Here is a 17,251-nt window from a genome sequence, read left to right on the forward strand (position 1 = left end):
TGGCACGGTGAGCCTCATCGACATCCAGTCCCCGCGGCACTGCTTCCGCACGGCCGCGGGCCCGGTCTGGGCGCTCGACGGCGTGAGCCTCGCGATCCGCGCGGGCGAGTTCGTTGCCGTCATGGGCCCGTCGGGATCAGGCAAGTCGACCTTCATGAGCATTCTCGGCTGCCTCGACCGACCCACCGAGGGGCGCTACCGCCTGGCGGGCGTCGATGTGGCGAGCCTTGCCGCCGACCGTCTGGCGGCGCTTCGCAACCGCGGCATAGACTTCGTGTTCCAGTCGTTCAACCTCCTGCCGCGGGCGACGGCGCTGGAGAATGTCGGGTTGCCGCTGATCGATCGGCCGATGCGCGCCAGCGAGCGGCGTCGATGCGCCCTCGCGATGCTGGAGTGCCTCGGGCTTGCCGACCGGGCGGGGCATATGCCCTCGCAACTGTCGGGCGGGCAACAGCAGCGCGTCGCGATCGCGCGCGCCCTGGTCGGCGAGCCGCTGGTTCTCCTGGCCGACGAGCCGACCGTCGCGCTCGACAGCCGGACAGGGGGCGAGATCCTGGATCTCTTCCGCAAGTTTAACGCCGAGGGCCTCACCATTGTCATGGTGACCCACGACGCCGGAGTGGCCGCACGCGCGGGGCGCACCGTGACCTTCCGCGACGGGCGCGTCGCGCCGCCCAACGGCGCGCCACACGCCTTCGCGCCGCCCAACGGCGCGCCACACACCTTCGCGCCGCCCAACGGGGCGCCACACATCTTCGCGCCGCCCAACGGCGCGCCGCCCATCGTCGCGATCGGGGAGCACTGACGATGGCCGGTAGCCTGCGCGTGGCGCTTCGCTCGCTCAGTGCCCACCCTCTACGCAGCGCGCTCACCATCCTCGGCATCGTCATCGGCATCGCGTCGGTGGTCGTCATCATCGCCACAGGCACCGGCGCCCGCGAGCGGATCGCCGAGCAGATCGGGAACCTCGGCGCCAACCTCGTCAGCATCAATCCCGGCAGCGCGCGTGATACCAGCGTGCGGCTCGGCAGCAGCAACTCGCCGATGCTGAGCGAGGACGACGCCGCCGCGATCGCGCGCGAGATCCCCGGCCTCGTCGCGGTTGCGCCCGTGCTCTACGCGCGGGCCCAATTCACCGCGGGGCCTCGAACTGGGCCGGGGGCATCGGCGGCGTCACGCCCGACTATTTCAGCGCACGGGAATGGATCGTGGCCGACGGGCAGGAAATGACCCCGGACAACGACGCGCGCGCGGCCAGGGTGCTGCTGCTGGGCACCACGCTGCGGGACAAGCTGTTCGGCGACGCGGACGCGATCGGAGCGAGCCTTCGCATCCGGGACGTCCCCTTCACGGTGATCGGCATCCTCGAGCGCAAGGGCCAGAGCGTCTGGGGCGAGGACCAGGACGATGTCGCGCTGGTGCCGCTCACCACCGCGCGGCGCCACTTCGTCGGCACGAGTCGGGCGAGCCCGCGCTTCGTCCACAACATCACGGTGAAGTTCGGCGACGCCAGCACCGCCGAGGACGTCATGGCGGCGATCGCAGACCTGCTGCGCCAGCGCCACGGGCTTGGCGCGAGCCGCGACGAGAGCTTCCTGATCAGCAACCTCGCGGAGGCCGCGGGCGTCGAGGAGACCACCTCGCGGGTCGTGTCCACCATGCTCACTGCCGTGGCGTCGGTGTCGCTGGTCGTGGGCGGCATCGGCGTCATGAACATCATGCTCGTGACCGTCGCCGAGCGGACCCGCGAGATCGGGCTGCGCCTCGCGGTCGGCGCCCGCCGGCGCGACGTCGTCGCCCAGTTCCTTGTCGAGGCAGCTGCGCTGGCGACGCTCGGCGGGGTCGTGGGCGCTGTGGCTGGCCTCGCAGGCGCCGTCGCCATCGGCGCTTTCGCGGGCTGGCCGGTCGTAATCGACCTGAGCGCCCTGATCGCGGCTGTGGCGATCGCCGCGATCACCGGGCTCGTCTTCGGCGTCTTTCCGGCGGTCCGCGCCGCTCGGCTCGACCCCATGGCGGCATTGCGGATGGAGTAGGTCGGCCCCGGGCGTGGCCATTCCCGCCTCGATGCTTCAGGGCCCTCACGCGACATCGGGCAGGCTGTTGCCCGACCAGGCCGAGCCCGGTCGCGGCTGGCCCGAACGGCGTGACGTCGCTGCACGGGCCGGCGCCGCGACAGGCGCTCATGGATGCACTTAGCAACGCCTGGCGGCGGCGTGCAGGCAGGACGAAAGCGTTCTCAGATCCAGATCGCCGTGACGCGCTCGACCGTCCAGTAGGCCGCGACGATGCCGATTGCGTATATCGCGGCGATCCGGCCGGCGGGCAGCGGCCGGGACCGGAACGCCCTCCATGTCGCGCCGAGCCCGAGAACGGCCGCGACGAACAGGATCTGCCCCGCCTCGACCCCGAGGTTGAAGAACAGGAGCGCCGCCGGCACCGCCTCGGGTGGCAACCCGATCTCGCCAAGCGCCCCGGCGAAGCCGAAGCCGTGGAGGAGCCCGAAGGCGAAGGCGATGGACCAGGGTGGCAGCGCGCGCCGCGCCATGCACTCGCCTCGCGCTTCGCCGAGCGCCTCGGCCGCGACGACGACTATCGAGAGCGCGATGAGCGCCTCGACAAGGGGCCCCGGCAGACTGACATGGCCGAGCGTGGAGAGGCCGAGCGTCACCGAATGCGCGAGCGTGAAGGCCGTGAGCGTCGCAAGGAGCACCCGCCAGCCCACGACGATCATCATCAGCGCCGCGACGAAAAGCAGATGGTCGACGCCGAGAAGGATGTGCTCGACGCCGAGCAGAAAATAGGCGGCCGCCACCTGCCCGAGGCGACGCTCGCCCTCGAGGATCGCCATCGGCGCGCGCGCGTCGAGACGGGACGTCTCGGTCCCGCCATTGGCATAGGTTACGCGCACGAGGACGTCGCCGCCAAAGCGCTCGAGGCCACGGACACCGATCTCCGTCCCCGCGAGGCCGCGGGGGCAGTCGAAGCGCTGCGCCGTCTCCATCCGGGTTCCATCGAGGCGCGCGAGGGGCGGCGTTGCGGGCCGGCAGCCGGCTGGCATGGCCAAGGTCAGCGGAGCGATCCGCTCGCCCCGGGCGGGAACGCGCCAGAGCGTGTCGAACCGTCCGGGCTCGTCCTCGATCATGCTGAGGAGCGCCGAGCGCACCTCGTGCGCGGCGGCACGCCCCGGCAGCGCGCCGGCGAGGAGCGCGAGGACGAGCGCGAACACCGCCGCGTACCTCATTCTGCCGCCCCCTCGATCACGATCTCGTAGCGCGCGCGCAGGCGGGCGACGAGATCGGCCTCGGCGCGCGGCGCCTGCTCCTGGGCGAGATCGGCTGCGACACGGTCCCGAACGGACTCGAAGCCGGGCAGATGCGCGGGAAGCACGGCCCCTAGGCGCACGAGGTGCAGGCCGAAGGCGGACTCGACCGGCCCCTCCCAGCGATCGGGCTCGAGCGACGCAATCCGACTAACGAAGCCCGCCCCGAACACCCGGTCGATCCCCTCGGCGGTGACCTCGTTCAGCGCCCGCGGCAGGAGGGAGGGCCGAGCAAGTTCCGTGGGGTCTTCGATCTCGCGCGTGGCCTTCCGCAGCGCCGCCACCTCGGCATCCGAGCCGAGGAACACCTGCTCGAAGCTGTAGCGCGCCGGCTCGGTGTACCGCGCGTGGTTGGCGGTGAAATAGGCGTGCAGCTCGCCCGCATCCGGCGCCACGACGGCGAGGCTGTCCTGCAGCAGGAACTGCATCTTCTGCCTGAGCTGCCGCCGGATCGTCGCATCGTCGCGGTCGAGGCCGAGGGCGAGCGCCTCGCGGTAGAGCACCTCCTCGGCGATGCGATCCTCGATCAGCCGCTCGCGCGTCGCGGCGTCGGGTCGCGCGCCCCAGGCGCGGGCGTGGCGCTCCTCGAGGAGCGCGACCGTGCGGGCATCGATCACGATGCGTTGCGGCGGCGGCGCCTCGTCCGGGCCGAAGGCCGCGTGGGCGACGAAGAGCGCCGCCCCGAGCACGAGAAACTGCACCAGCGGCTCTCGCGCAAGGCGGCCGGGCATGCGCATGCGTCAGCCCTTGGGCGTGTACCAGATGGGCGAGGTGTAGGCCCGCTCCTGGTGCACCATCGGCACCTCGGCGGGCGGCGTCACCCCGAAGAATTTCGCGTCATAGGCGGTCCAGCGCGGGGTCGGGATCTCGAGCACGCGCGCGTAGTAGAAGGCGCGTTGCCGCGGATCGAACTCGGGATCCGTCCAGACGGTGATCAACTCGGGGTCGCCGATCGTGTTGGTCCAGCTTGCCTCGGCCACATCGACCGTGTTGCCGACCGCGGGCAGCTTGCCGTCCGCGCCGGGCTGGCGCCTGTCGGCATCGCCCCAGACGACATCGTGGACGCGCTCGTGCCGGGTACCGTCCTCGGCGATCCAGCCCTTGATGATCTGGATGCGGTCGAGATTGGCGCCGATCGGGTCCTTGAGCGCGGCGACGAGGAAGCTGGGCGCCCTTCCCTCGGGAGCATCCGTCAGGTCGCCGCCCATCGGCACACCCTTGGTGTAGCCGGTCTCGGCCGGCAGGCGGCTTTCGGCATCCTCGGGGACGTAGTCCCAACCGCCGAAGAAGCGGACGATCATCCGGCTGCCGGTGGTCGCGTAGGTCTCGCGCCGCTCCATCGCGTCGAACAGGGCCTCGCGCGTGTTCTCGGTCGCCCAGACGGCGGCGTAGCCGGCCGCGCCGACTTCCCATTCCATGATCGAAAGGTCGCCATGCTTCATGAACATGCGCGTCACTCGCTCGGGGTTCGGCTCCATGCTGCTGAGCTTGCCGAAGAAGTTGTCCTCCTCGATCGCCGTGAGGCCGGTATGGGCGTCGGTCGACCCGATCAGGCCGAACTTGTAGGGGTTGGTCCCGAGTTCGGGCGCGAGCGCGAGGCCGTTCTTCAGTGCCGAGCGGACGTATTCGAAGTCCAGCATCTCGGGCGTCTTCGCCTCGGTCAGCGTGAGGTTGCCCTTGTCCCAGGTCTCGTAGTCGGCGAACTCGTCGTTGGGCGAGAGGTAAGGGTGCGTCTCGCCATCGCCCTTGGTCTGGGTCGCCTCGTAGAGCGGCTCCCAGCGCGCACGGCCCTCGGCGTAAGAAGAGTCGATCGGCCTGCCGGTGAAGGACTCGATGCGCGGGAACATGCGCCCGTTCGAGAGGTTGCCATTGTGCGCGATCGCCAGCACATCGCCGCCAGTCTTCGCCTCGTAATCCTCCATCCATTTCCACAGGTCGCGCGGGTTGTCGCTGCCCCAGGGCTTCAGCGTCACGAGGGGCTCGACCTGCCGCGCGAAGCTGCCATCGTCGCGATAGATGACATTGCGGTGGAGGTTGTTGCCGGCGGTGTTCGAGGTCCACTCGTAGCCGATGAAGGCGGTAAAGCGCCCGGGTTCGTTCGCTTCCTCGGCCGCCTTGATCGTCTCATGCCAGGCCGAGCGATAGGTGGGCGTGCCGGGCACCGAGAGGAGCGCCGGCGGAAACTTGCCGGCCGAAAAGGTTTGAACGATGTCGAGCGCCGCCTCGATGCCCCTGCCCGAACTGATCAGCTGATACCACTCGCGCCCCTTCGGGTCGGCCAGCGTCGCCGGATCGCCGGCGAAGAGCTTGGGGAAGAAGCCCATGTTGTCCGAATGGTCGGCGACCACGAGGAAGTCGAGCGGGCGCGACAGCTTGACCGGCTGTCCGCTCGAGGCCATGACCTGCTCGCCCCGGGCAAAGCGGTAGGCGGCGGCCGGATCGAGCCGGGCTCCCGCCGCGCCGGCATCCATGGACAATGCCGTATGCAGATGCGTGTCGCCGAAGAACGGCCGCGTGGGGAAATTGCGATCCGCATAGGGCGAGTAGGGCCGCGCCCGCGCCGTGGCCGCAAGCGCCTGCGGGTCCATGCTCGCAGCATCGACGCCGACCGGGGCCGCCTGCTGCGCGAGCGAGGCGACCGGGCCGAGAACCGCCGCCACAGCGATCCCGGCCGATGCGATGCGAAGAATGTGATCCAGTTTCATCATGCCGCTCCTGTCGCGTCGCCAAGGCCCCCACGGCGCGCGGGGCACAGCTTTCCCGCGCGCCTTCATCCCCCGAGCAGAAACAGAACTACAATCCCATACCGCACAATAACGCGTGTTGTGGTATTGCGTCGCGGCCGTCGGCGCGGGGAAGGCTCGGCAACCGGTCGCATGGTCCGGTCCGGTGCCGTCCCCTCCAGACCGGATCGGTTCGATCGTGTCCGAAACGGCCTCCGTCCTCCCTCCAGCCTTCGGCGGCCGGGCCCAGCCTGAAGTCCCGCGGTCGGTTGACCGGTGACGTGAGCGTGGATGCCGGGCAGCCGGGGCGATGCCTACGGCGCCTGCACGACTTCTTGGAGAAGGTTCCACAATTTCGGCAGGGACGAGACTTTCAGGCGTTCATTGCTGGTGTGGACGTTCTCCAGCGTTGGCCCGATCGACACGATCTCCATGGCAGGATACTTCGCGGCGATGTAGCCGCATTCGAGGCCCGCATGGACGACGCTGGTTGCCATCGGGGCGCCGAACAGCTTCGAATAGGACGCGAGCACCGCGCGGTAGAGGCCCGTGCCCGTGTTCGGCGGCCACGCAGGAAACGATCCCCGCTGAATGCTCGTGGCTCCGGCAGCGCGGGCATGAGCCGCGATCCGTTGGGCAAGCGCCTGCAGATGATCGGCGCGGAAGCTGCGCTGGAACGTCGCGATGGCCAGGGCCCTGTCGGTGCTCGTCACGATTCCGATGTTGCTGGAACTCTCCGGCAGGCCGTCGAACTCTTCCGACCACGCAGTCACGCCCTGAGGGATCGCGGCCAGAAGCCTCACGGCATTCGCGGACGCCTCGGCTGACGCCGCCGGTTGCAGCGCATTCGCGGCGCGCGTCAGGGTCAGCGTCATCCCGGCTTCGGCGGGATACCTGACACGCGCGTCGGCCGCGAAATCAGCAACGCGCCGCTCGAGCGCCGCCACGTCGCCGGCCGCGACGGCAATTCCTGCAACGGCCGATGTCGCGATGGCGTTGGCCACGCCCCCACCTTCGATGCCGGTCAGCTGGAACGGGAAGGCGCCCAGCAGCAGCTCGGCGATTAGGATGTTAGCATTCGGCCGGTTCTTGTCGATGTCGAGGCCGGAATGCCCCCCGAGCAAGCCCGACACCTTCAGGTCGAATACCGTCATCTCGGCGGCAAGCGGGGTCATCGCCAGTGGCAGCTCGATGTCCGTGTGGAGCCCGCCCGCGGCGCCGAGCGTGACGGTCGCGTCATCTTCCGAATCGAGATTGATGTATCGCGTCCCCGTCAGCAGGCCGGGATCGAGGCCCGCGGCACCGCTCATGTCCTTCTCCTCATCCGCGGTAATCAGGACCTCGAGTTTCGGATGCGGCTTGGTCGCCCTCTCGACCAGCGTCAGTGCGAGCGCAATGCCGATGCCGTCGTCCGCGCCCAGTGTCGTGCCAGTGGCGCGCACCCAGTCGCCGTCCCGGATCACCGGGATCGGGTCCCTGGTGAAGTCATGGGCCGAGCCCTCGGCCTTCGCGCAAACCATGTCCATGTGCGCCTGCAGGACAACGCCCGGGCGATCCTCCCACCCGGCCGTCGCCGGGACGGTGATCAGCACGTTCCGGTGCGCGTCGCTCGACACCGCGAGGCCCCGCGCGCCCGCCCATTCGACCAGCCAGGCGGAGATCCGGGCCTCGTCCTTGGAACAGCGCGGCACCGCGTTGATCTGCTCGAACGTCGAAAGGATCGCCCGTTCCAGTTCTAGGTCGGCGCCAGTCTGTGCCGAACTCACGCCGACGCCGTGCGCAAGGCACGTCAGTCCGGCGCAGAGCCCCCGTGCGAGGGCCCGGATGCGCAGTGATTTCGCCAGCATCGATCGCCTCTTCGATCCGTCGAGACCGTTGCCCTGAACGCCTCGACCCGGCTGCGTTCATCCGGCGACGCGGGCCGGTCGCCCTGCCGCCGACCGAGACCGGACCATGGCGCCAACGCAAATGGTCGGGCGAGACCGACCGCCGGAACATGTGACAAAAAGGACGAATTCGACGAAATCGACTCGTTCCGTGCGAGTGTAGGCAATACTGTCAGAACAGCGAACCCTGTTATCGCAAGTGGCGATGATGACGCGAGCCACGAGAAGCCGGCGCGGCCGGATGCGAAATGGAGCTGACATGATGTCGGGCCCGTATCGTCGTCGCAGGCGGACGCTCCGGGGCCGGACCTTGGAGCAGCGCATTGCTTGCGGCGTGGTCATTCTCCCGCGGCGTGGCCCGGCCTGCGGCGGCGTGAGCGGGCTGGGTGATGCGAGGCATTCGTGAATTTTCATGGCGCATCACGCACGAGTGTCGTGATGTATTTCATTTCAATGAAATGAACACGACGGCTGGCACGATGATCGGAAGATTGCGTTCAAAGGACCTGTTACGTTCCCTGGCCGTGGCACTCGTCGTTGCGCTTGCCTCGGGGCCATCCTTCAGTCCCGCCCACGCCGAGGCAACGTCGCGCGATGCGCCACCCGCGGAGGCGAGCGCGCCGGCGTCGGCCCGCGCAGAAGGTGCCACGCAATTCCTGGTGAGGACCGAGAGCCCGCGCGAGACGATGGCAAGCTTCATGCGCCTGCGCGATGCGCTGGAAGCCGCGGTGGCAGCCTATCGACAGGACAGCAGCCGCGAGGCGGCTCAGCGCGTGTCCCTGGTCGCCACTCAGATGGGGACGCTGTACGACTTCTCGCAAATTCCTGCGGCTTCGCGAAAGGACCTCGGGAGCGACACGGCCGCCTACGTCCTCGACATCCTCGGCAGGGTTCGACTGCCGCGCCTCGATGAAATCCCCGATCTTGCGACGGTCGAGGAGAAGGGCCTCGATTACTACGCAATCCCCGAAACCCCGTTGCGTCTGGTGCGAATGGACGACGGGGCGCGCACGGGACAATTCCTGTTCAGCGCACACACCGTCGAGGCGGCACCATGGTTCTACCGGGGCGTCGAGCAGTTGCCTCTCCGCAGCTCACTCCCGATCAGCAGCTGGATCGAGGAAAGCCGGCAGCTGACCGGCCCGATGATCCCGGCCGCTCTCGTCGATGCAATCCCGGAGGGGCTGAAGCCGTCGCTGCTCGGCACTCCGGCGTGGAAGGTGCTGGTGGTCGCAGCCCTCGCCCTGTTCGCGGCCGGCATTCTGGTAGCGCTGCGACGCGTGACGCGGCATGGCAGGAGGGCGAGCCGGCACGCAGTGCTCTGGCGGAGGCTCTGCCAGCCGCTTGCCGTCGTCGCCGTGACCATGCTGGTCGAAGACTTTGCCGCCCATCAGCTCAACGTCGCCGGTGCATTTGCGCTCGCGCTCGATACGGTCCTGAACGCCGTTCTCTATCTGGCGCTTGCATGGGCGGTCTGGCTGGCTGCGCTGGCGGGCTTCGAGATGCTGATCGGCGGGCGCGACGCCTCGAGCAAGGACATCGATGCCAACATGCTCCGGCTCGTGGCCAGGATCGTCGGCGTCGTCTGCGTCATCGCGGTTCTTGCCACCGGGGCGCAGGCGATGGGCGTGCCGGTCATCAGCGTTCTCGCCGGTCTCGGCGTGGGCGGTCTTGCCGTCGCCCTGGCGATCCGGCCGACGCTTGAGAACCTCATCGGGGGAATGATCCTCTATCTCGACAAGCCGATCCGCGTGGGGGACTTCTGCAGCTTCGGTTCGCAGAACGGGGTCGTCGAGAACATCGGCGTCCGCTCGACGCTGATCCGGGCAAGGGACCGGACGCTGATCTCGATCCCCAACGCCCAGTTCGCCGACATGCCGATCGTCAACTGGACGCAGTGCGACCAGATGCTGATCGAGGAGACCATCGGATTGCGCTACGACACCGGAGGCGATCAACTCCGCCACGTTCTCGAGAAGCTGCGCGAGATGCTCTGCGGCCATCCCAGCATCGATCCAGAGACGGTGACGGTGCACTTCGCCGGCTATGGCAGTTCCTCGCTCGACGTGTCTATCCGCGTCTACGCCAGGACCCTTGACTGGAACGAGTTCCTTGCGATCAAGGAGGAGGTCCTTTTCCGCGTGAAGGACGTCGTCGAGGGCTCCGGCACTGGCTTCGCCCTCCCCTCGCAGACGCTCTATCTCGGCCGCGACAAGGGGCCGGACCCGGAACTGACCGACAGGGCGAACAGCGAGGTCGCCTCGTGGAGACGGAGCGGAAGGCTGCATGTCCCCCGTCTCGCAGCCGCGGCCATCGAGAGGCTCGCAGGCAGGACCGGCCACCCGCAACCGGCGTCCCCGGATCATCACGTAGCGGAGGCGGAACGCCCTGCGGGCGGAGAGCGCTCGGCCACCGCGTCGCTCGAGCAAGAGGCGGGCGGTGCCGACAAGGCGCTGCATCATGGGCCCCGCGACGAGCGATAACGCGCGGCGGCGAGTTTCCGCGTGGCAGGCGCGGGACGCGAGGCGCGCTCTCTGCGATCATTTGCGTCCCGCGTCGGGACGCTCGCCCCGCGGCGCGTGCCGAAAACCGCTCCGTCAGAACTTCCAGCCGACCGTGAGGAGGCCGTAATCCGACTTGAGGCGCCTCTCCGCGTGGACGTCGTGCATCCACTTGCCCGCCACCGCGAGCCTCCCTCCGGCGAAGGCCGGGGTCCAGACGAAGCCGGGGCCGATGCCCACCGACTCGGACTTGAAATCCCCGAGGCGCGCCCCTGCTCCGCTGTCGCCCGACACCTGCTGATACCAGTAGCCCTTCACCCCGATGGCTACGGTATCCGTGACGAAGTGGTTCGCGGTGAAATCGAGATGGAACTCGGCTCCGGTCTTGTAGTCGGTGTCGTCGTTCTTCGTGTTGATCATGATGCCGGGGGCGAGCGAGACCTCGGTTCTCGAGGCGGGGTCGAACCATGTCACGGCCGCCCCGGTGTCGAAGCTCCAGTAGTTGCGGCCAAGATTGACGCGCTTGTCGAGATCATAGGCGCCTGTGGGGACGATCACCGTCTCGGCCAGCTTGAAGTGGAAGTCGCCGAGGCTCCAGTTCATCTGGAACGGGATCAGGGCCATGTCGCTGAGATTGAAGCTGTCGGCGCTGCCGCGCACCACACCCCCGCCCGGGCCGGTCAGCGTCGCGTCGATCTCGGCATAGCCGAAGGGGACAAGCGCACCCACGGTGTAGCTGCCGCCAAGGACCTTCTTCTCGAAGGTGTAGGTCGCCATCGCGAGATCGAGGACCACCGTCATGTCCAGTGCGGTGTTAACGCGCCCCTGCAGGACCGCCCGGTCAACATCGCCCGACTGCACCCAGACGACATTCGCGACCTGCGCGCCCGGCCTCGGCGGCAGCGCGAGGCCGAGATCGCCAGCGATACCGGGGATGTAATGGCTCGACCCACCCTCGGCCGCATCTGCGCGGTCCGCCGCGGGCACCCCCGCAACAAGGCAGGCCGCGAGACCGAGGGCGCCACGCAGTGCATTTCCCATCGTCATTCTCCTCCGCACTCACTCACGTCGCGTGCCCGCCGATCGTTCCGGGCGCGGTGTCGCCCGTCCGCCGGTGGGGAGCAGGGGGGCGGAAAGCCCTTGGTGGTCGGCCCCAAGGCCCCCGGAGAGATCCCTCCACTCCGTGGCGAGAGCGGAAAACGCAAAGGCATCATCACCTCCCCTCAGGTGATTGCGGCACTGGCCTTGAAGCACCCGAGCGGGATCCCTCGCGGCCATCATCGCAGCATAGGCTTCCTTCGCCGGCGCTCAACATGGGTTCTTCTGCCGCAGACCGCCTCGACAACCGGAACCCCGGCCCGCGGACCTGCGCCGTCGCCAGGAGCGGGACGCCTTGCAGGCACCTCTGCCGATGCATGGCCTGCCCGCGTTCCAAGGCGATCGTCGGACTCGACCCGGGACCGACCCTATAATACAAATCTGCATGTATTATTCAGCAGCGGCCGATCGACGGGACGCGCCGCCACCTGAGCACGCCATGGGAAACGACGATGCTGCGTAGAACGACGCGCCGCCTGGGGGGTACCCAAACAATTCGCTTCGCCATCACGCTTGCCTGCCTTCTCGTCGGAGCCGCCGGGGTCGCCCACGCGCAGGTGGCTGTCGACCGGACGGTCCTTCCGATCGCGGCGCCGCCTGTGCCGAACTTCAATGTGCTCGACGTGCGCGATGCGGTTGCGCCTCCGCTTTTCCAGGTCAAGGCACCCGAGGGCGCGCCGAACGTCCTGATCGTGCTGGTGGACGACCTCGGCTTTGCCGGGACATCCTCATTCGGTGGCCCCGTCTCGACGCCCGAGTTCGACGCACTTGCGGCCGAAGGACTGCGCTTTGTCGACTTCCACACCACCGCCCTCTGTTCGCCCACTCGCACGGCGCTGAAGAGCGGGCGGAACCACCATGTGAACAACATGTCCAGCGTCGCCGAACTCGGCACATCGTTCCCCGGGAGCACCGGCCAGATTCCCGACGCGGTCGCACCTCTGGCCGAGATCCTGCGCCTGAATGGCTACAGCACCGCGGCCTTCGGCAAATGGCACGAGACCGCGGCATGGGAGGTCAGCATCTCGGGCCCCTTCGATCGGTGGCCGACCCGGCAGGGCTTCGACAAGTTCTACGGCTTCATCGGTGGCGAGACGAACCAGTGGGCACCCTTCATTTATGACGGCGTGCACCCGGTCGACTTGCCCGATGACCCGGAATATCACTTCCTCACCGACATGACGGACCAGGCGGCGGCATGGATCCGCTATCAGAAGGCCCTCGCGCCGGATCGCCCCTTCTTCGTCTATTTCGCCCCCGGTGCGGTCCATGCCCCCCACCACGTGCCCGAGGAATGGAGCGCGCGCTGGAAGGGCAAGTTCGATCAGGGCTGGGACGAGCTGCGGGCGGAAACCCTATCGCGTCAGCTTGCGAGCGGGATCGTCCCCGACGGCACGATCCTCGCGACGAAGCCCGATGCCATCCCCGACTGGGACAGCCTGACCGAGGACGAAAAGCGGCTGTTCGCCCGGCAGGGGGAGGTCTTCGCAGGGTACATCGAGATGACCGACCACGAGATCGGACGCGTGATCGATGCGATCGAGGCGACGGGGCAGATCGACAATACGCTGATCTTCCTGATCTATGGTGACAACGGCACGAGCGCCGAGGGCGGGCGCTACGGCCTCTACAACGAGATGACCTATTTCAACGGCGGCCAGCTGACGGTTGACGAATTGCTGGCCTTCTCGGATCGATGGGGCTCGCCGGAGACCTATCCTCACATGGCCGCAGGATGGGCGACCCTCTTCAACACGCCCTTTGGCTGGATGAAGCAGGTCGGCTCCGATCATGGCGGGACCAAGGTCGGCATGGCCGTTCACTGGCCGGCGGGCATCAAGGCCAAGGGCGAACAGCGCGGCCAGTTCTCCCACGTGATCGACGTAGCGCCCACGGTCCTCGAAGCCGCCGGCCTGCCCGAGCCGCGGATGGTCAATGGCGTGCCGCAGGTGCCGATGCAAGGCGTGAGCATGCTCTACGCCTTCGACGACGCGGAGGCGCCGGAGCGTCATGTCACCCAGTATTTCGAGATGTTCGGGAACCGCGCGCTCTATCGCGACGGATGGTGGGCGCGCACGATCCACAAGGTTCCGTGGGACACCGAGGCGCGGCGGCCCCTGGCCGATGACCTCTGGGAACTCTTCGACACCGCGACCGACTTCAGCCTGGCACGGGACCTTGCCGGCGAGCATCCCGACCGGCTGGCCGAACTGCAGGCGATGTTCATGGCCGAGGCCGGGCGCAACCATGTCCTGCCGCTCGACGACCGGCTTGTCGAGCGGGGGAACGCGGCTCTTGCAGGCCGGCCAGACCTGATGGCGGGGCGAAAGACCCTCACGCTCGCCGACGGCATGACGGGGATGAGCGAAAATGTCTTCATCAATGTGAAGAACCGATCGAAGACGATCACCGCCAGGGTTGACGTGCCCGAGGGCGGCGGCCACGGCACGATCCTCGCTCAGGCCGGGCGGTTCGGCGGCTGGTCGCTCTACGTCGCGGACGGAATCCCCGCCTACCGCTACAACTTCCTTGGGCAGGAGGCCTACACCGTCTCGGCGCCAGGCCCGCTGCCCGCGGGAAGCCACGAGATCCGTTTCGAGTTCGCCTATGACGGCGGCGGCCTGGGCAAGGGCGGCACGGGAACCCTCTTCATCGACGGCGAGGCGGTCGCGAGCGGTCGCATCGAGCGGACGCAGCCGATCGTCTTCTCCGCCGACGAGACCGCAGATGTGGGCATCGACCTCGCGACCGCCGTCGTCGAGGAAATCGGTTCCGGAGCGAGGTCGCGCTTCACGGGAAGGATCGAGACGGTCACGATCGACGTGGAATAGCCCGCCAGCTGCCAACAGGCCAACTCAAGACCAACCACGCCGGGTTCGCCCTGGGCCCGAACGTATCGGGACTTGGCGCCACCATCGGCTGGGCACCGCGCAGGTCCGCGGCTGAAGGGCGCGACCACCGCGCCCGGCGAACGGGTCGACACCGCCGCTGCCCGGCGCACCGCGTCGGCGCCGGCCACCGCCTCGTTCTGAACCTGATCTGCCAGCCCCAGCCCACTCACCAGTTGCCGCGCGTAGGGCTCGCCGTCCTCCACGCCGTCGCCGTCCACGTCCTGGGTGTTGGTGCGGTAGCTGTATCCGAGCGCGTTGCAGTCGCCGATCTTCGTCGCGAAGGTCAGGATGTTGATCGCCCCTGCATCGAAGATCCTCTCGCCGACGATGTAGAGCTTCGAGTATTGTGGAGCGGATCCGGTCTCGTGACCATATGCCCGTAACAGGGTCCCGGACACGGCCGTTCCCTCCTTTGCGGGGCGCATGCCGTCCCGACCAGGCGGCGCCGGGCCGGCCTCGGTCATGATGCCGACGGTTTCGCGAGGTCGTTGGCATCCGAAGGCGCCCGGAGTTCCCGGCGCCGGCGCCTGCGCGGTCGCCCGCGGCGCATCGCGAACGGCCGGCCGGGAGCGTCAAAGCCGCATGGAGCGCTGGGGGTTCGTTATCACCGCGCGTGATTTCGGGATCTCGTGCGAGCGCAAACGCCCCTTCGGACCAAGGGCGTCGGCGATGACGAGGGGGCGTCGGGCTGCAGGTGGCTTGGCCCCTCTACGCGACGCGGGTCGCAAGGACGACGCAGCGGCGCCTTCCGGCGAGGCTGACGACGCGTGGGCAACGCCGCCAAGCCCAGCAGCCCGACGCGACTCTAACTTTCCGGTTCGGTTGGTATCGTTGCTGCCAGCCGGAACACCTCGACGGGTTCTCGCAAGCCCTTGAAATCGATCTCGCCGACGGCGTCGGTTCGAAAGGCGTCTTCCACCACCATGCGCGCGCGGGGGGAGAGGAGGATCTCGCCATCCTCGGCCTTGTCGCACAGGCGCGCGGCCAGGTTCACCGTCGTGCCGGAGGCGGTGTAGTCATACCTGCCCTCCGATCCGACCATGCCAACGGTCGCATAGCCCAGCGAAATGCCGACCCCGAAACCAAGCCGGTGGCCCAGCCGCTTCCAGCCCCTGCACAACTCCTGCATCCGCGCACGCATGGCGATCGCCAGGCGCACGGCGTCGCCGGCGGGGTCCTCGCAGGGCAGCGGGTCGTTGAGGATCACCATGATTCCGTCGCCCATGCGCTTGTCGACGCCAGCCCCATGCGACGAGATCAGCTTGCCCATCTCCTCGTGGTAGGTCTGGAGAACCTCGATGGTTTCCTCCGGCTCCGCCGTCTCGCAGAACGCGGTGAAGCCGCGGATGTCGCAGAACAGCGTAGCGATCAGCGCCCGGTGGCTCGACAGCATCTCCTCGCCCCGGGTGACCACCGTCTCCGCCACCGCCGGCGAGAGGAAGCGCTTGAGCCGTCCCATCCGCTCGATTTCGCCCACCTGCTCGTCCACGCGGGCTTCCAGCGAAGCGTTGAGCGCCTGCACTTCCTCGGTGCGTGCCGCGAGCGCCTTGAACTGGCGGACATTCTCGATGGCGATCACCGCCTGGGCGGCAAAGGTTTCGATCAAGGCGATCTCGGTTTCCGTGAAGGGGCGCACCTCGTGGCGGTTGAGGTTGATGCAGCCGAACGCCACCCCGTCCTTGAGCAGGGGGACCGACAGGCGACTTCGCACGCCATCCACCTCGACGAGGCGCACCCGGATGGGATCGCGCGCCCGATAGAGCGGATCGTCGGCAATGTCGGGATTGTGGATCACCCGGCCTTCCCGGATCGATGTCGGCGTCTGGTGCGGAAGGCTCAGGTCGAACTCCTGCCCGATCTCGAAGACCCCCTGATCGGCATCCGAGACGCAGACCAGCCGGGACCTGGTGCGCGCCTCGTTCGCGAGGTGCAGACCGACATCGGGCGAGTCGCAGAGGCGGGCCGCGTTTCGGACGATCGTCTCGAGGACGGGTTTCACGTCATCTGGACTGCGGCTGATGACCTGCAGGATCTCGCGGGTCGCCGCTTCGCGTTCCAGCCGCATCTGCAACTCGCGGAACTGGCGGACGTTGTCGATGGCGATCACCGCCTGCTGCGCGAAGGTCTCGAGGAGCGCGATCTGTTCGGTGCTAAAGGCCATCACCTCCCGGCGATAGACCCCGATGCAGCCGATCGCCATCGCGTCACGCAGCAGCGGCACCGCGAGAAAGGTGCGGATGCCTTCGATCTCGACGGCATCGACACGCTGGCGATCGCCCCGACGATAGCCCTCCGTGTCGGCTATGTCCTCGATGTGGACGACGCGGCCCTCGACGATTGCACGCGGAACCGAGGCGTCGTCGTCGAGCGACCATCGGGTCAGCGCCGTCTCCAGATAGTCGGAGCGCGCGCCGAGGCTCGCGGCGAGGCTTGCATGGGTGCGCGCGTCGTCGACGAGGTAGAGGCCGCCGAACGGCACTCGGCAGAGCCGCCCCGCATTGCGCAGGATGACGTCGAACACCGGCTTCTCGTCGTCGCGGCTCCGGCTGATGACCGACAGGATCTCACGCGTTGCCGCCTCGCGCGCTGACGCATGCTCAAGGTCGGATCCATGCTCAGCCTGGGTTTCCGAGGCAGGGTTCAAGGCAATGTTCCCGGATGGTAGCCGCTCGAAACACTAGAGTGCGAGGCGACTGAAATCCAACGATCCGTTTCGTCGTGCCCCCGGCATGAGACGTGGGGTCCGCGGGTTCCTTCGAAATTTTCGGAACGACGCGGCGTCGGCCACGACGGTGGCCGCGACGACGGTCTGCAACGCCCGCCGCGCGGTTCT

General features: G+C 68.1%; 10 protein-coding genes and 1 pseudogene. 5 read left to right on the top strand and 6 right to left on the bottom strand.

The window, feature by feature from the left end; genetic code table 11:
• Positions 1–7: 7 nt before the first annotated feature.
• From M1105_RS07885 to M1105_RS20935, 3 genes and pseudogenes are all read left to right on the top strand, one after another.
• Complete coding sequence (locus M1105_RS07885; RefSeq protein ID WP_249579803.1) at positions 8–805, top strand: ABC transporter ATP-binding protein; 798 nt, start codon at positions 8–10, stop codon at positions 803–805.
• A 2-nt stretch (positions 806–807) separates the two neighbouring features.
• Positions 808–1,487, top strand: a pseudogene (locus tag M1105_RS20930) (ABC transporter permease); the annotation flags it as partial.
• A gap of 231 nt (positions 1,488–1,718) precedes the next feature.
• Entirely contained in the window at positions 1,719–2,033 is a 315-nt protein-coding gene (locus M1105_RS20935) for an ABC transporter permease (RefSeq protein WP_249580159.1), read from the top strand.
• 203 nt (positions 2,034–2,236) lie between these two features.
• Here the strand turns inward: M1105_RS20935 and M1105_RS07900 are convergent, their stop codons facing one another.
• The 4 genes from M1105_RS07900 to pepD form a co-directional block, all read right to left on the bottom strand.
• Positions 2,237–3,241, bottom strand: a complete 1,005-nt coding sequence (locus M1105_RS07900) for a HupE/UreJ family protein (RefSeq protein WP_249579804.1) — start codon at positions 3,239–3,241, stop codon at positions 2,237–2,239.
• Positions 3,238–4,020 carry a peptidyl-prolyl cis-trans isomerase gene (locus M1105_RS07905; RefSeq protein ID WP_249579805.1) on the bottom strand — a complete coding sequence of 261 codons (783 nt, stop codon included), beginning with the start codon at positions 4,018–4,020 and terminating at the stop codon, positions 3,238–3,240. The genes M1105_RS07900 and M1105_RS07905 overlap by 4 nt, the downstream gene beginning before the upstream one ends.
• Before the next feature lie 39 nt (positions 4,021–4,059).
• Positions 4,060–6,024 carry a DUF3604 domain-containing protein gene (locus M1105_RS07910; RefSeq protein WP_249579806.1) on the bottom strand — a complete coding sequence of 655 codons (1,965 nt, stop codon included), beginning with the start codon at positions 6,022–6,024 and terminating at the stop codon, positions 4,060–4,062.
• 332 nt (positions 6,025–6,356) lie between these two features.
• A complete protein-coding gene (pepD, locus tag M1105_RS07915) occupies positions 6,357–7,889 on the bottom strand; it encodes a beta-Ala-His dipeptidase (protein ID WP_249579807.1) in 1,533 nt (510 codons plus the stop codon).
• Between the two features lie 428 nt (positions 7,890–8,317).
• On the opposite strand from pepD, the gene M1105_RS07920 reads away from it, so the two are divergent.
• A complete protein-coding gene (locus M1105_RS07920) occupies positions 8,318–10,411 on the top strand; it encodes a mechanosensitive ion channel family protein (protein WP_249580160.1) in 2,094 nt (697 codons plus the stop codon).
• A gap of 114 nt (positions 10,412–10,525) precedes the next feature.
• On the opposite strand, the gene M1105_RS07925 is transcribed toward M1105_RS07920, so the two are convergent.
• On the bottom strand, positions 10,526–11,470 hold the full coding sequence (locus tag M1105_RS07925; protein ID WP_249579808.1) for a SphA family protein: 945 nt from the start codon (positions 11,468–11,470) through the stop codon (positions 10,526–10,528).
• A 509-nt stretch (positions 11,471–11,979) separates the two neighbouring features.
• Here M1105_RS07925 and M1105_RS07930 point away from each other — a divergent pair.
• Positions 11,980–14,358, top strand: a complete 2,379-nt coding sequence (locus M1105_RS07930) for an arylsulfatase (RefSeq protein ID WP_249579809.1) — start codon at positions 11,980–11,982, stop codon at positions 14,356–14,358.
• Between the two features lie 865 nt (positions 14,359–15,223).
• Here the strand turns inward: M1105_RS07930 and M1105_RS07935 are convergent.
• Complete coding sequence (locus tag M1105_RS07935; RefSeq protein ID WP_249579810.1) at positions 15,224–16,939, bottom strand: GAF domain-containing protein; 1,716 nt, start codon at positions 16,937–16,939, stop codon at positions 15,224–15,226.
• Positions 16,940–17,251 lie beyond the last annotated feature (312 nt).

This window comes from Thermohalobaculum sediminis (assembly GCF_023487995.1).
GTDB classification, from domain to species: domain Bacteria; phylum Pseudomonadota; class Alphaproteobacteria; order Rhodobacterales; family Rhodobacteraceae; genus Thermohalobaculum; species Thermohalobaculum sediminis.

Coding starts and splice junctions, on each gene's coding strand:
- M1105_RS07925 (WP_249579808.1), bottom strand. CDS start 11,470: ATGGGAAATGCACTGCGTGGCGCCCTCGGTCTCGCGGCCTGCCTTGTT.
- M1105_RS07910 (WP_249579806.1), bottom strand. CDS start 6,024: ATGAAACTGGATCACATTCTTCGCATCGCATCGGCCGGGATCGCTGTG.
- pepD (WP_249579807.1), bottom strand. CDS start 7,889: ATGCTGGCGAAATCACTGCGCATCCGGGCCCTCGCACGGGGGCTCTGC.
- M1105_RS07930 (WP_249579809.1), top strand. CDS start 11,980: ATGCTGCGTAGAACGACGCGCCGCCTGGGGGGTACCCAAACAATTCGC.
- M1105_RS20935 (WP_249580159.1), top strand. CDS start 1,719: ATGCTCGTGACCGTCGCCGAGCGGACCCGCGAGATCGGGCTGCGCCTC.
- M1105_RS07900 (WP_249579804.1), bottom strand. CDS start 3,241: ATGAGGTACGCGGCGGTGTTCGCGCTCGTCCTCGCGCTCCTCGCCGGC.
- M1105_RS07920 (WP_249580160.1), top strand. CDS start 8,318: ATGCGAGGCATTCGTGAATTTTCATGGCGCATCACGCACGAGTGTCGT.